The sequence below is a fragment of the Acidipropionibacterium jensenii genome (assembly GCF_005890135.1).
Classification (GTDB): domain Bacteria; phylum Actinomycetota; class Actinomycetes; order Propionibacteriales; family Propionibacteriaceae; genus Acidipropionibacterium; species Acidipropionibacterium jensenii.
The window spans coordinates 1,007,426-1,021,795 of sequence record NZ_CP040635.1 but is presented as its reverse complement, the minus strand read 5'-3'; the positions used below and the strand labels follow the sequence as shown (position 1 = coordinate 1,021,795).

The window sequence follows — 14,370 nt, the reverse complement described above, 5'->3', positions numbered from 1 at the left end:
CCTGATAGTTCAGGGAGCCTAGGAAAGGACGCGACCAACCTCAATCGACGTTGAGAGTTCTCAGCTTCGGATCATGCGCTGACGCGGAATGGAACTCTCGACCGTGCCTCGAGGTTGAGAGTTCCGGGATCAGACGGCGCTGAGTTTCTGCCACCCGGCCCAGTCGTAGACCCAGCAGCCGATGCCCTCCGAGGGCTTGAAGTTCCTGCTGGAACCGGTGTTGACCACGATGTCGCCGGCGCGGCAGAAGTTGAACAGCCACTGGGCGTTGGCCGTCGACAGTCCGACGCAGCCGTGGGAGACATTGGCCGAGCCCTGGGATCCCTGGGACCACGGGGCGGCGTGGATGAACTCGCCGGTGTAGGTGACCCGCATCGCCCACTTGACGTCGAGCCGGTAGGAGTCGGCGCTTCCCTCCGGGATGCCCACTGTGGAGGAGTCCATGATGAGCGAGGAGTCGCGCTCGATGATGACCTTGGTGCCCGACCGGGTGGCGAAACCGTCCTTGCCGGTGGTGATCGGCAGGGTCTTCACGGTGGCACCGTTCTTGGTGACCTTCATCGTGTGACCGGGAATGTCGACATACATGATCCGCACGGCGTCCACCGTGAACCCGCCGGAGACGTTGTCGGTGACGAATCGGTGGCTGGAGGTCGGCAGGCCCGCGATCTTGCCGGAGACACTGACCTTGGTGCCGGCCTGCCAGTACTTCTCGGGACGCCACACCAGCTGGGTGTTGTCCATCCATCCCCAGGCGCCGGTCTGCTGCGGGGAGGTGGTGATCGTCATCGCCTCCTGGATGGCCTTGCGCTTGTCGGCATCGGCGACGTCGTTCTCGAACTTGATGATGACCGGCATCCCGGCACCGACCTGCATGTCCTCGTAGAGGAAGTTCACGGTGTTGGAGTCGGCGTCCAGGGTGGTGACCCTGGTGGTCACCTTCGAGGTCCCGGCGGCACCATTGAGGGTGGAGACGGCGGTGTAGTTCCGGTTGAGTCGGAACGGGTGCTTCGGGGTCCACACGCCCTTCGCCAGAGTGCCGTCGACCGACTCGCCGTCGGCATTGGTCACCGCGACCGAGGCGAGGGTGCCGTTCTTCACTGTGAAGGTGAGGGTGTCGGCGGGCCGGATCTGGTTCAGGGGGTGCTGGGAGGTGACGACCACCGAGGCCTGGGCGGGCGTCGGTGTCGCGCTGGGCTGCGCCGATGCGCCGCCCTGGCCGGAGGAACCGGCCGGGGATCCCGCTGTGGAACCGGCGTTCTTCGAGCACCCGGCAAGGACCAGGGGCACCGCTACGGCGCCACAGGCGAGAACAGATCGTCGGGTGGGGAATGACGGCACAAATGCCTCCAGCGAGTGATGTGTGGGAGGGTAGATCGGCGGGGTCGGCGCCCTGCCGAGGATCCAAACTCCATACCATGGTAACTCGTGCTCGGCACAGCGCCCCCCGGGTGGGACGCCGGTCGGCGCGCTCAACGGCTCCCGGGGGAGGTTTCGGTGGCCGGGATGTGTGCCGCCGACGACCCTTGGACCCCACGATCCGGGTGGCAGAGACGTCGCCCCGACAGGAGATCTGCGATGACTCATTCCCCACGCCGTGGCGTCGCGGCATGTCTGACCGTCCTGGCGCTGGTGAGCCTGTCCGCCTGCAGCAGTACCTCGCCGAGCACTCCGGCGAACACCTCCTCGGCGATCGGGACAGCCGGTGGCTCTGCCGGCTCAGCCTCGCCGTCGTCGACGGCGAGCTCCTTCGCGTTCACCGTAGGCTCGGGAACCGTGGCTCCCCGCGACCTCGGCGAGCGGATCTCCACAGCCCAGAAGAGTCTGCGGAGCTATCACCAGGTGACGTCGATCACCGCCGGCTCCCTCGAGATGTCCCTGAAGGGTGACATCGACCGCGCCGACACCGACACCCCGCGGGCACACGCCTGGATGACGATGAGTGGAGAGACCTTCGAGATGGTCGTCAGGGACTCCGCGGCGTGGGTCCGCCAGGACGGGAAGTGGGTCAAGAGCGACATGGACCTCAGCTACACCTCGGTGGCCGCGAACCCGGCGGATCCCCTCAAGGCCCTGGACGCCTCGACCAGGGGCAGCTATCTGGGTCGGGACTCCTCGGGGCACCACTTCAGCTTCGTGCTGGACCGCAAGGCCCTGGCACGGTGGGCGGCCGATCGGCGCGGCGCCTCCAGCGACTACATCGAGACGCTGCCGAGCGGCGCCACTGCGCACTACGAGCTGTGGACCACCGATGACTTCCTCGCCACCAGGTCGGCGGTCACGATGAAGGCCCAGAAGACCACGGCGGTGAACTCCACCCAGCTGTCGAGGATCAACCAGCCGGTGACGATCCCCGAGGTCGGCTGACCCGGTTCGGCATCGCGCACGACCGGGGGTTCGCCGCCGGCCGCCCCTGGCGCGCAGCCGGTTGGCGCAGGTGGGATCGGGACGGCGGGGCACCGGCACGGGGCGCCAGGGACTCCGGCGCAGGGCTCCGGCGCGGGGTTCTGAAGCCGGGCTCTGACGCAGGGCCGTTGGAGAGGCTCCGTAGAATCGTCCTGTTTGCCGATCCAGGAGATGCGATGACCAACGCCCCCGATGAGTCCGAGGGACAGCCCGACGACGGGCGACCCGAGGAGGAGCCGCTGCCCCCTCTCCACGAGAAGCTGATCTGGGCGCTGGTATGGGGGATGGGGATCATCGGGGCGATCATCCTCGTCGTGTGGACCTGGATGCTGTTGTTCCTGAACTGAGGACCCCGAGGGCCGAGGTCTTCCTGAACTGAGGACCCCGAGGGGCCACGCTCCCCACGGCGTCCCGAACCCGGCTGACGCGGTTGGCGGCGTCCCGAACCGGTGGCAGCTCTGGCGGTGCTGGTGGGTCCGGTGGTGGGCCCGGTTGACAGGGCGCCGGGCCCGGCCAATCAGAACAGGGTCTCGGCCGGATCGATGAGGGTCGGGTCGTGCGGATCGATCCGCGCCACGCTGTTGACCCGGGGACTCACCCGGTAGCTGGACAGCGAGGAGGCGACCCGGCGGGCCTGGTCGGCGGCCAGGTGCACCAACTCCTCGCCCTCCTGCGGCTCGAGCTTGCCGGGGGCCAGCCAGTCGTCCAGGCAGTCAGCGGTCATGAAGACCGGCATCCGGTCGTGGATCTCCCCGGCACGGTCGGTTCCGGTGGTGGTGACGATGGCGACCGTTCTCGCCTCCCCCTCCTCGGACCTGCCGCTGGTCGTCACGGCAGCGGCGTGGAGCAGGGCGCCGTCGGCATGGATCCAGTGCGGGATCTTCGTCCGGCCCGGCCCCGGGGTCCACTCGTAGTAGCCGGTCATCGGCACGATCGCGCGGTGCGCCCTGAAGGAGGACCGGAACATCCCATTGGTCGCCACCGTCTCCAGCCGGGCATTGATCGGACGGGGCCGGCCCTCCTTCGCCCAGAACGGCCGAAACCCCCAGACGGCCGGCTCCAGGGCCCGCGCCACAGCCGGTTCCCGGGTGCGCGCCGCGGCCGGCTCCTGCGGTGCGGGTATCTCCGCCGGCAGCTCACCGGGCAGTGCAATGAGGATCGGGACGGTGTTCGACGGCGCCACCGAGTACCTCGGCGTCCACTCCTCGATGTCCCTGCCGATCGTTTGGTAGACCCGCATCAGATCGTTGGCGTCCACATTCAGGCCGTACCGTCCACACATGGCTTCTCCTCGGGTGCGCGGCTGAGGAATCTCGCGACACGCTCCCCAGTGTGACGTACTGCCGGCTCGGTCCAGGAGAGACCTGGACCGAGCCGGCAGTGTCGATGGATCGGCGCGAACCACCATCCGGCGGCTGCGCATCACCACTCAGGGGTTGTGCATGTCGAGTCGGTGCTTGTCGACTCAGTGGCTGTGCTCGGACTTTCCGGCGTGCTCGGCAATCAGGCGCTTCTCCTCAGGGCCGATGAGCGCAAGCAGCACGATCGCGACGACGACGCCGCCGACCAGGGCACCGTAGGTGACTCCCCAGCCGTAGTGCTGGGCGAGGAAGCCCACTCCGGAGGATGCCATCGTCGCTCCCAGAACGTATCCGAACAGTCCGGTGAAGCCCGCCGAGGTGCCGGCGACATTGGCCGCGGACATGTCGATCGCCTGGAGGCCGATGAGCATCACCGGTCCGTAGATGAAGGCACCGATGAAGAACAGGAAGACCATCAGCAGCCAGTACGGAGTGCCGACAGGGGCGAGCCAGTAGGCGGCCAGGAAGACCCCGACGCCGATCAGGAAGGTGACTCCGGTGCGGGTGCGGTTGCCACCGAAGACGTGGTCAGAGATCCAGCCACAGGCCAGGGTGCCCACCAGTCCAGCCAGCTCGAACAGGGAGAATCCGGCGATACCACCCGTGACGGAGGCCCCGTGGACCTCGGACAGGTAGGTCGGAACCCAGTTCAGCACGCCGTATCGCAGGGTGTAGACGAAGACATTGGCGAAGGCCAGCAGCAGCATCACCTTGTTCTTGAAGACGTGCTGGACGACGACCTGCCAGTAGCTGCTGGTCTCCAGCTCGGAGGTGTCGGTCTCGACCTTCGCCGGGTCGTCGCGGTACTCCTCGATCGGGGGCAGTCCGACCGATGCCGGGGTGTCACGGATCAGCACGAAGGCGATGATCGCCACCACGATGGCGACCAGGGCGGGCAGCCAGAATGCGGAGTGCCAGTCGTTGGCGGTGATGGCCAGACCCCAGGCCGAGACGGCCCCGACGCCCATTCCTCCGACGTTGTGGGCGCAGTTCCAGATCGAGGTCTTCCAACCACGCTCGTTGGTGGAGAACCAGTGCACCAGGACGCGGCCCGAGGGAGGCCACCCCATGCCCTGGAACCAGCCGTTGATGAACATCACGATCGCGAAGACGGTGACCGACGCCGAGATGGCGGGCACGAATGCCACGGCGAGGTTGGCCAGCGCCGACAGGAACAGGCCGAGGGGCAGGAAGTACCGCGCGTTGGAGCGGTCCGACACCATCGCCATGAAGAACTTCGAGAAGCCGTAGGAGATCAGGACGGCGTTGGCGATGACGCCGATCCCGACCTTGTCGATCCGACCCTGGTCGAGCAGGATCGCCGAGACCAGCGAGATGTTGTTCCTGATGAGGTAGAAGCCGGCGTAGCCGAGGAAGATCCCGAGGAAGACCTGGAGACGCAACCGGGGGTACCGGTGCTTGACCTCGGCCTCGTCGAGACGAGGGGCGGGCGGGGGTGCTGACAGCCAGGAGCGCTTCTGCGTCAGCGGCTTCTCAGTGATGGACATGAATGGACACTCCGGTACTCATCGTCGTCCCGTGTGGACGGCACTGTTCAGCTCCTTATGTTTGCAGCTGGTGAGGGCCGTGGCGATGGTTTGTGGTGACAGTTGGTCACAGTGCTGTGACCAAGGGCCCGCACTCTCTCGGGGCAATCCGTGCGGCTGACTACCTGTCCGGCTGACAGTCCATGCGGCCGACGGCCTGTGGACCCGGCACCTGCGCAGCCGACCGCATGGTGAGCCGGCGATCCGGTGGTCACGGCGAGTGGTCACGGCGAGTCGTCAGGCCAGCAGCCACAGGTGGTCGGCTGCGAGCTCCAGCCTGACCCGCTGATGGCGGGCCAGCGGCTCGGACCACAGGTCACCGGTACCCAGCAGGCTGCCCTGCTCGGTCTCGATGAGGTACTCCATCGTCTCTCCGCGGTAGCGCACCTGCTGGACGACTCCCATGAGCCCGTGGGGTGCGGTCTCGTACGCATGGTGTCCCACCCGCGTGGCGGAGTCGCCGTCCCCGCGATGACCGGCGTCCCCGCCGTCACCGGCCCTCCCGAGCTGGTGGATCGTGAGGCAGTGGGGGCGCACCAGCAGGGTCGCGGTGCGTCCCGGCACCAGGGGGACGCCGGCAGCCACCGGCACCACGAGTTCGACACCCAGCACGCGGACCCTGGCACGCTGGTCGTGGCCGGGACCGCGAGGAGTCTGCGGGCCCAGGATCGCGGCATCCAGGAAGGATGACCGGCCCATGAACTCGGCGACGAAGGAGTTCGGCGGATGCTGATACATCTGACGAGGCGTCCCCGCGCCCGCGACTCGGCCATGATCGAGCACCACGATCCGGTCGGAGGTGGCCAGCGCCAGCCCCTGCTCATGGGTCACGTGCACGACGGTGGTGCCCAGCCTGCGCCTCAACTCGTCGATCAGGTCGAGCAGGACGGATTTGAGCGCTTGATCCAGACCCGACAGGGGCTCATCGAGCAGCAGTACCCGAGGCTGCGTCACGAGCGCTCTGGCCAACGCCACCCGGCGCCGCTGGCCCCGGGACAGCTCGTGGCTGTGGGCCCCCTCCAGCCCTGCCAGCCCCAGCCTCAGCAGCATCACCTCCGCCCGGTCGGCCACCTGCACCGGACTGGCGTGCGCGGCGCGCAGCGGATAGGCCACGTTGTCGAAGACGGTGAGATCGGGAAAGAGATTGTCCTGCTGGAAGACCGTCGCCGTGGGACGTCCTGCCGCCGGCACGCCGCTCATGTCCCGGCCCGAGATCAGCACTCTGCCGCGGTCGGCGGTCTCCAGCCCGTTGAGGATCATCACCAGGGTCGACTTTCCCGACCCCGATGGCCCCATCACGTCGATCAACTGTCCGGGCTCGGCGATCAGGTCCACCTCGTCGAGCGCCGGGTGCGACATCCCGGGGAAGATCTTGGACAGTCCCTGCACCTCAACCCGGCCCTCACGCACGGCGTCTCCCTCCAGCACTCAACCAGATCCCCCACGCCACCAGCGCCACCGTGATCGCCGTGACGGTGGACAGGGTGCATGCCTCGGTGAGCCGTCCCGCCTCCACCTCGGTGACGATCTGGGCTGCGATGAACGGCGTGTCGGCGCCGGTGAGCAGGATCACCGAGGGCACCGACGTCAGGCCCATCGCAAACGCCAGAGCCGTGGCTGCGGTCAGCGCCGGGCGCAGCTGAGGGATGATCAACGGCCTCAGCATCCGTGCCGGGGCCATCCCCATGCCGGCCGCGGACTGCCTGATCGGCAGCGTCATGGCATCGGTGCGGGCCCGCAGGAAGGCCACGACGACGGGCACGAGCACCAGACCCTGAACGGTCATCACGAGGACCAGGATCGTCGATGTCGAGTTCCCGCTCGTCCCGGTCCTCCGCCAGATCTCCAGAGCGCCGAGGGCCAGGGGCAGCGTCAGGGCCGAGGACGCCAGCAGGTTGGTGGAGACCGAGCCTCCCCGGCGCAGTCCTGCGGTGGAGACGATGGCGGACCCGGCGACCATCGCCATCACCGTTGCGCCGGCCGCGACGATCACCGAGTCGGCCAGCGCCAGCCCGTTCTGGCCCGCCAGCAGCTCGCGATATCCCGACGCCGTCCAGGACAGGCCGGAGGTGGTGTCGATGACCGAGCCCAGCATCACCACCGGAAGGCTGAGCGCGTTCGCTCCCGCCACGAACCAGGCCACCCCCACCATCACGCGCTGCCAGATGGAGGATGGCGGACGCCGCCGGGTCCGGATCGAGGACTGCTGGGGTGCGGCGCCCCCGGTCCTCGACGAGATCGCCGTCATCACCAGCCATGCCAGGACGCAGATGGCCAACATCACCGAGGAGGTCGCGGCAGCCCCCACCGCGTCCCCCTCGCCGATGGCCGCCTCTCGGAGACGCGTCGCCAGCACCTGGTACGAGCCGCCCAGGGCCAGCGGGTTGGCCACGTCGACGGCCGTGTTGGCCACCAGGAGCAGGAACACGGCGGCCAGCTCCGGCCACAGGTGCGGAAGGACAATGACCCGCAGGATCTTCCGGGTCGGCAGGCCGAGGTCGCGGGCCTGGTCGATCAGCCCCTCATCAAGGGTGCGCAGTCCGGACAGCACTGCCAGATATGCCAGTGGCACCATCGCCAGGATGTCGGCCAGCGCCAGGCCGGTGAACCCGTAGACCGACACCCAGTCCCCTCCGGTGAGCTGCGCGACGACGCCGTTGTTCCCCCAGATCTGCAGCAGGGTGGTGGAGGCCGTCACCGGCGGCAGCAGCACCGGGGCCAGCGTCATCCAGTGGAGGAAGCCGCGGCCGGTGAAGCGGTAGGCGTGGTGCACCGCCGCCATCATGGCTCCGGCGGCGGTGCCCACCACCCCGACCGCTGTCGCCAACCCGAGGGTTGCTCCGACGACCGGGAACCGATGGATCAGCACGCCGGCGAGAGCGGTTCTGCCCGCGGTGCTGACAACGGTTGCCAGCGTCGGGCGGAGCAGTATCGCGATCGGGACGGCCAGACACAGCCATGTCATGGCTCGCAGGGCCCGGGCCAGTGGATCCGCGGTCACCCCAGCACCTGCTCCCGGAACTGCTCGGTGAGGTGTTCGCGGCGCTGGGCGCCCTCGGCCAGCGGCAGGGTGACGATCCGGCGATCGGCCGGCAGCCTGAGGCGCTGGTCGGAGGGCAGGTCGGCGCGGGCCGGGAGTTGTCGGGAGTGCGTGCGGCCCCCGAGCTCCTGACCCTTGGCCGACAGGATGAAGTCCTCGTAGCGTCTGGCGGCGGCGAGGTGCCAGGCGCTGCGGTGATCGGTGCCGCGAAGGATCGCCACCGCACCGATCTCCCGGCCGGTGCCCTCACGGGGATAGCTCACCACGAGATCGCGGTGCCCCTGCTCGATCTGCTTGACGCAGTGCTGGGTGAAGGTGATCGCGGTCGCCACCTCCCCGCGGGCCACAACACCGGAGGGTGCCAGACCCGAGGAGGTGTACTGCAGAACGTTGCTGTTGAGTCGCCGCAGCCAGTCCATCCCCGCCTGCTCGCCGCCCAGTCGGGCCACCTGGGTCTCGACCATGGTGTAGCCGGTGCCCGAGAACATCGGGTTGGGGGCGGAGATGAGGCCCCGGTAGCGGGGATTGAGCAGGTCCTGCCAGGACATGGGCACCGGAAGGCCGTTGCGGGCCAGTACCGAACGGTCCGAGCAGAAGCCCAGGATCCCCTGGTAGGTGCCGGTCCAGTAGCCCTCCTTGTCGCGGGCGAAGGCAGGAACCTGCGACCAGCCCCGGGGGCGGTAGGCCACGAAAAGGCCGCGGCTGGTGCCGGTCGCATAGGCCTCCGATGGGCCGCCGTGCCACACGTCGAAGTGGTGACCGGGCTGGCTGATGAGGGTGAGCGCCTCCCCGGCGGAACGGCGGGTCATCGTGACCCGGATCCCGGTCTCGGCGGTGAAGGCATCGGCCCACTCCTGGCAGATGTCATCGATCGACGAGCACAGCACCGACAGCTGTGATCCACGGGCATTGCCGACGACTCCCACGACGGCCCATCCGACAACGGTGATGAGGATCAGGAGTCCGGCCAGTCTGGTCCGCCAGCGGCGAGCCGGGCCATCCCGGCGCCCGACGCGGCCGAGGGGATCTGCCGCAGCGCTCACTGGGGGTTCCCGGCGTCCGGCATCAGGTAGCCCTCGCCGCGCACCGTGAGGATCAGCGCAGCACCCTCCCCCTCGAGATGTTGACGCAGCCGGTAGATGGTGGTCTTGATCATCGCCCTGGAACCGACCTCGGAGCTGGTGAACCACACGTCGTTGAGGAGGACGGCCCAGGAGGTGACCTCCCCCTTGCGGCGCATCAGCGCGGTGAGCAGCCGCAGTTCGAGATCCGGCAGATGGAGGTTCCGGCCTCTCCAGAAGGCGGCGCGCACGGCGGAGTTGACGGTCAACTCGCCATTGACCAGGGTCGTCTCATCACTGGCCGGCGAGCTGCGCCGGAACACCGCCTGGGCCCGCAGCGCCAGTTCGCGAGGGCTGAACGGCTTGGTGAGGTAGTCGTCGGCGCCCGCCATCAGTCCCTTGATCCGGTCCTCGGTGGCGTTCTTGGCGGTGAGCAGGATCACCGGGGTCGCCGAGACCGAGCGAACCCGTTCGCACAGGCTGATTCCCGAGGCGCCGGGAAGCATGATGTCCAGCACCATGATGTCGATGTGCTGCTGGTTGAACAGTTCCCAGGCGCGTTCGGCGTTGCGCGCCGTCAGGCACCGGAATCCCTGAGTCTCCAGGGCGAAACTGACGATCGACAGCATCTGGGCCTGGTCGTCCACCACCAGTGCCAGCGGCTCTGCTGAGGACGTCATGCCTGGTCCTCCTTCTGGACCGCCGGGCTGGGGACGATCGGGATGGTGCAGAAGATGGAGGTGCCCCGCCCGGCCAGGGTGTCGACCAGGACCCGGCCGCCGTGGGCCTCGATCACCCGCTGGGTCACCATCATTCCCAGACCGGTGCCGTGGTTCTCCATCGCGGTGAGGTCTCCGGTGAACGGACGGAAGAGCTGTTCCCGTTCCGCCTGGCTCATCCCGGCGCCGTCATCGGAGACGCAGATCACGACGCAGCCCTCCGACTCGGTCACCTGAACCGTCACCACCGCCCCCTCCCCGGCATGGCGCACCGCATTGTTGACGAGATTCCACAGTGCCTGGCGCAGCAGATTGGCGTCTGCGGCGAGCAGGATACGTCGTCCCGAGTTCTGCATCTCCAGGGCGGTGTGGGTGAGCCGCCGCAGCTCGTTGACGGCGTCCCGGACCAGGCCGCGGATCTCCACCTGGCTGCGATGCAGCTCCACCAGCTGCGCATCGACGCGAGCCTCGGCCAGCATGTTCTCGGCCAGCGCCGACATCTGGGCGGTGTTGTCGAGAATGGTCTCGACGAACTCGCGCTGCCGCTCGGTGAGGGGCCCCGGCGTCTCCTCGCTGAGCAGCTCGGCCGCGCCCTGGATGAGGGCCAGCGGGGTGCGCACCTCGTGGGAGAAGACGTTGGGGTGCTCCATGCGGTGGGCGACCAGGGTTCGCAGCTGCTCGTTGTCGCGCCGGATGAGAACCAGGCTGCGCCGCGAACGGATCCACAGATTGGTCAGGACCAGTCCGGCGGCGATCACGACGAGGAGGATCCACATCGGTACGAGCACCGCGTCAGTATGCCATCCGGGTGAACGGCTGCCAGATCAGGAGACCACCCTCTCGACGAAGTCGACCAGGGTGGCCTCGATCTGGGCCCGGGAGGCCGGCTCGTTGTGCACCTCGTGGCGCACCCCCGGGTAGACGTGGGTCTCGACGTCGGTGTGGCCGGCGTCCCACAGCTGGTTGGCGACGTGCAGCGCCCCCTCGCCGTAGTTGGCGACCGGGTCCTGGTCGCCGGCCAGGATGAGCACCGGCAGGCCGGCGGGGATGCTGGCGGGCCAGTCGGCGGCGTTGACCTGGTCGTAGAGGGCGACGAAGTCGCGGACGAAGCGCAGCGACATCGGGGCGCCGAAGTTGTTGAGCGGGTCGACGCTGTGGTCGGCGACCACCGCGGGATCGGAGGCCACCCAGGCGGTCGGGCCGGCGTCGGGTCCGAATCGGTCGACGAAGCCGTCGAACATCTCGTTCTGGAAGCCGGGATCCGGCTCGGTGCCGTCCCCGGCGGCCAGCGCTGCGGCCAGCGCCGCACGGTCCAGGGTCTTCTCGATGCCGTGGATGTGGGCGGCGATCCCGCACAGCACCAGCCCCGAGAGGTCCTCGCCGAACCGGGAGGCGTAGCCGCGGGCGATCATCGATCCCCAGGAGTGGCCGAAGAAGACATAGGGCAGTTCCGGGTGCAGGTCCACGGCCAGATCGTGCAGGGTCTTCTCGTCGCGCAGCACGGTCTCGACGCCGTCGGCCCCGGTGTCCTGCCAGACTCCGGAGGCCATCGCGGTCGCGCCGTGCCCGGCATGGTCATCGGCGGCCACCGCGAAGCCGGCGTCCAGCAGGGTGCTGATCATGTGGATGTAGCGCCGGGAGTGCTCCCCCAGACCGTGGGCGATCTGCACGACGGCCCGCGGCGGTTGCGCCGGGGTGTGGATCCAGGCGTGGATCTCGTCGCGTCCGTTGTGGGAGGGGAAGGTCACTTCATTGAGAGCCATCGACAGTTCCTGAGTGTGAGGGGTGGCGCCCGCGTGATTGGGGGCGCAGCTCCACCCTAGTCGGGACTGTCGGGGACCCCGGGCAACCAGGAACCACCCGCGCAGAGATCGGCGAGATCGCCTTCCCGCGCCCTGGGCTCCGCGCCTCGGGCTCAACTCCTCAGTTCGTCGGAGACCGTCCTCACCACGGCGCGCAGGTCGAGCCACCACTGGTCGCGGGGACGCCGGTGCTGGGGGTCGACCAGGGTCGGCATGGTGTCCATCCTGCCGGGACGCAGGTGGCCCTCCTTGACCCCGATGAACCAGGCGTCGTCGTGACCGGCGGCCAGCTCGTCGTCGGTGAGATTGAGGGCGTGGTAGGCGAGCCGGCTGGCGAGCAGCCGGTCGAAGGGGGAGGGGGAGCCGCCCTGCTGCATGTGGCCGAGGACCGCGGTGCGCACGTCGTACATCCCGTGCGACTCCTCCTCCATCATCCGGGCCAGGAAGTCGGTGGTGTAGTTCGCCGAGGCGTTCTCGTTGCGGACCGCCAGGAACAGCCGGCGTCCGTTGGCGAAGGACTCGCGAAGCCAGTGCATGTCGGCGACCAGGTCGTCGAGGCTGATCCCCTCCTCGTTGAGATAGATCCGTTCGGCACCGGCCGCCAGCCCCGACATCATCGCCAGGTAGCCGCAGTTCTTGCCCATCGTCTCCACGACGAAGCACCGCTTGGAGGCGATCCCGGACTCCTTGATCTTGTCCATCGCGTCGACGATGACGTTGAGGGCGGTGTCGGCGCCGATCGACAGCTCCGAGCCGGGCAGATTGTTGTCGATACTGGCGGGCACGCAGACGGTGGGGATCCGGAAGGCCGGGTAGCGGTCCCGTTCGGTGGTCATCTTGTGGACGCCGTCGTAGGCCGAGTAGCCGCCGACGACGATCAGGGCGTCGATCTCGTTCTTCTCCAAGGCCCTGCTGATGGCGTACAGGTCCTGGGTGCGCGGCACCTCGCGGCGGGTGCCGAGCATCGCCCCGCCCTCACCGGTGAGACCCTCGGTCTCCTCCCAGGTGAGTTCGGACAGGTCGCCGGCGGCCAGCCCGATGAACCCGCTGTGGATCCCGATCATGTGATGACCACGGGAGATGCCCAGGCGGGCCAGTGCACGAGCCGCCGTGTTCATTCCCGGCGCCGGGCCGCCGGCGTGCATGATCCCGATCCTCTTGTCCCCCTCGGCCGGGATGGTGCGCACCGGCGCGGCCAGTTCGTTGAAGATCGCGTCCATCTCGACGAAGGAGCGTCCGCGCATCCGCATCGCGTCGCGGTACTTGCCGTCGCCGATGAGGTCGGGGACGCGCTGGGTGTCGGCGACCGCCTTCACCAGGGAGATCCGGTCGATCCGGTTGGAGCGGGTGGCGATCACCCGGCCCTCGGAGTCCGGGGTGGCGGTGAGCACCTCGTGGACGGCGTTGTACCCCAACCAGGTGGAGGCCCACCGGTCGTAGGCGCTCGGCGTCCCGCCGCGCTGGACGTGGCCGAGGATGGTGACCCGGGCGTCCTCGTTGAGCCGGTCGATGAGGACCTGACGGACGTAGTCGGCCTTGATCGGGTTGCCCTGCCGGTCGGTGGCCCCCTCGGCGACGATGACGATGGAGTCGCGCCGCCCGGCCTTGCGCCCGGCCTTGAGGTCGGCACACATCCGGTCCTCCCAGCCGGGCTCCGGGGGCTGCTCGGGGACCAGCACGAAGTCGGCCCCGCCGGCCACCGCGCTCATCAGGGCCAGGTAGCCGCAGTGGCGTCCCATCACCTCCACCACGAAGGAGCGCTGGTGGCTGGCCGCGGTGGAGGCCAGGTCGTCGATGGCGTCGACGATCCGGTGCAGGGCGGTGTCGGCGCCGATCGTCATGTCCGAGCCGACCAGGTCGTTGTCGATCGAGCCGACCATCCCGGCGATCATCAGGCTGGGGTGCTCGCGGGCCGTCTCGGGGGCCAGGTCGCCGCGCTTGACGAGCTCGGCGACCAGTCCGGGCCACTCGTTGCGCAGCAGGTTGAGGCCGGTCAGCGAGCCGTCCCCGCCGATCACGACCAGCCGGTCGATGCCGCGGTGCAGCAGGTGGCGGACGGCCTTGAGGCGTCCCTCCCGCTCCCGCATCTCCTTGGACCGGAAGGTGCCGATGACCGTGCCGCCGCGATTGAGGATCGAGCCGACGTCCTCCCAGTCGAAGGGGCGGATCCCGTCGCCGCCGTCGATCATCCCCTGGTAGCCCTCGAAGATGGCGTAGACCTCGGCCCCCACGCTCAGTGCGGAGCGGACCACGGCGCGCACCGCGGCGTTCATCCCCTGGGCATCGCCGCCGCTGGTGAGGATGCCGATGCGCACCCCACGGCCGTCGGGTAGGGAGGGGGTCGGGTTGATGTCGGTGAAGTCTCGGCTGTCGTCGTTCCACTCGTCACTGGGCACGCCCCTAGTCTGCCGTGCCCCGGTGACGGGCGGGAGAT

12 protein-coding genes are annotated in these 14,370 nt (G+C 68.7%); 2 read left to right on the top strand and 10 right to left on the bottom strand.

Annotation, left to right across the window (positions count from 1 at the left end):
• Positions 1-129 precede the first annotated feature (129 nt).
• The gene (locus FEZ32_RS04435) at positions 130-1,284 is read right to left on the bottom strand and encodes a L,D-transpeptidase (protein ID WP_028703237.1); all 1,155 of its coding nucleotides are present in this window, start codon (positions 1,282-1,284) and stop codon (positions 130-132) included.
• Positions 1,285-1,578: 294 nt separating this feature from the next.
• Between FEZ32_RS04435 and FEZ32_RS04430 the strand changes: the two genes are divergently transcribed.
• Positions 1,579-2,367, top strand: coding sequence for a hypothetical protein (locus tag FEZ32_RS04430; RefSeq protein WP_097799685.1), 789 nt, complete (start codon positions 1,579-1,581; stop codon positions 2,365-2,367).
• Positions 2,368-2,582: 215 nt separating this feature from the next.
• On the top strand, positions 2,583-2,753 hold the full coding sequence (locus FEZ32_RS13485; RefSeq protein ID WP_154655315.1) for a hypothetical protein: 171 nt from the start codon (positions 2,583-2,585) through the stop codon (positions 2,751-2,753).
• A gap of 170 nt (positions 2,754-2,923) precedes the next feature.
• On the opposite strand, the gene FEZ32_RS04425 is transcribed toward FEZ32_RS13485, so the two are convergent.
• From FEZ32_RS04425 to FEZ32_RS04385, 9 genes are all read right to left on the bottom strand, one after another.
• On the bottom strand, positions 2,924-3,688 hold the full coding sequence (locus tag FEZ32_RS04425; protein ID WP_138680041.1) for an SOS response-associated peptidase: 765 nt from the start codon (positions 3,686-3,688) through the stop codon (positions 2,924-2,926).
• 183 nt (positions 3,689-3,871) lie between these two features.
• Entirely contained in the window at positions 3,872-5,275 is a 1,404-nt protein-coding gene (locus tag FEZ32_RS04420) for an MFS transporter (RefSeq protein ID WP_138680040.1), read from the bottom strand.
• A 276-nt stretch (positions 5,276-5,551) separates the two neighbouring features.
• Entirely contained in the window at positions 5,552-6,724 is a 1,173-nt protein-coding gene (locus FEZ32_RS04415) for an ABC transporter ATP-binding protein (RefSeq protein ID WP_138680039.1), read from the bottom strand.
• The gene (locus FEZ32_RS04410) at positions 6,717-8,315 is read right to left on the bottom strand and encodes an ABC transporter permease (RefSeq protein ID WP_138680038.1); all 1,599 of its coding nucleotides are present in this window, start codon (positions 8,313-8,315) and stop codon (positions 6,717-6,719) included. Before FEZ32_RS04410 ends, FEZ32_RS04415 begins: the two co-directional genes overlap by 8 nt.
• A complete protein-coding gene (locus FEZ32_RS04405) occupies positions 8,312-9,397 on the bottom strand; it encodes an ABC transporter substrate-binding protein (RefSeq protein WP_138680037.1) in 1,086 nt (361 codons plus the stop codon). Before FEZ32_RS04405 ends, FEZ32_RS04410 begins: the two co-directional genes overlap by 4 nt.
• Positions 9,394-10,095, bottom strand: coding sequence for a response regulator (locus FEZ32_RS04400; protein WP_138680036.1), 702 nt, complete (start codon positions 10,093-10,095; stop codon positions 9,394-9,396). The genes FEZ32_RS04405 and FEZ32_RS04400 overlap by 4 nt, the downstream gene beginning before the upstream one ends.
• Positions 10,092-10,922 carry a sensor histidine kinase gene (locus FEZ32_RS04395; RefSeq protein ID WP_028703244.1) on the bottom strand — a complete coding sequence of 277 codons (831 nt, stop codon included), beginning with the start codon at positions 10,920-10,922 and terminating at the stop codon, positions 10,092-10,094. Before FEZ32_RS04395 ends, FEZ32_RS04400 begins: the two co-directional genes overlap by 4 nt.
• A gap of 36 nt (positions 10,923-10,958) precedes the next feature.
• Positions 10,959-11,897 (bottom strand): alpha/beta fold hydrolase, encoded by a 939-nt coding sequence (locus FEZ32_RS04390; protein WP_138680035.1) that lies wholly within the window; start codon positions 11,895-11,897, stop codon positions 10,959-10,961.
• 152 nt (positions 11,898-12,049) lie between these two features.
• On the bottom strand, positions 12,050-14,287 hold the full coding sequence (locus tag FEZ32_RS04385) for a 6-phosphofructokinase (protein ID WP_138680845.1): 2,238 nt from the start codon (positions 14,285-14,287) through the stop codon (positions 12,050-12,052).
• Between the last annotated feature and the right edge of the window lie 83 nt (positions 14,288-14,370).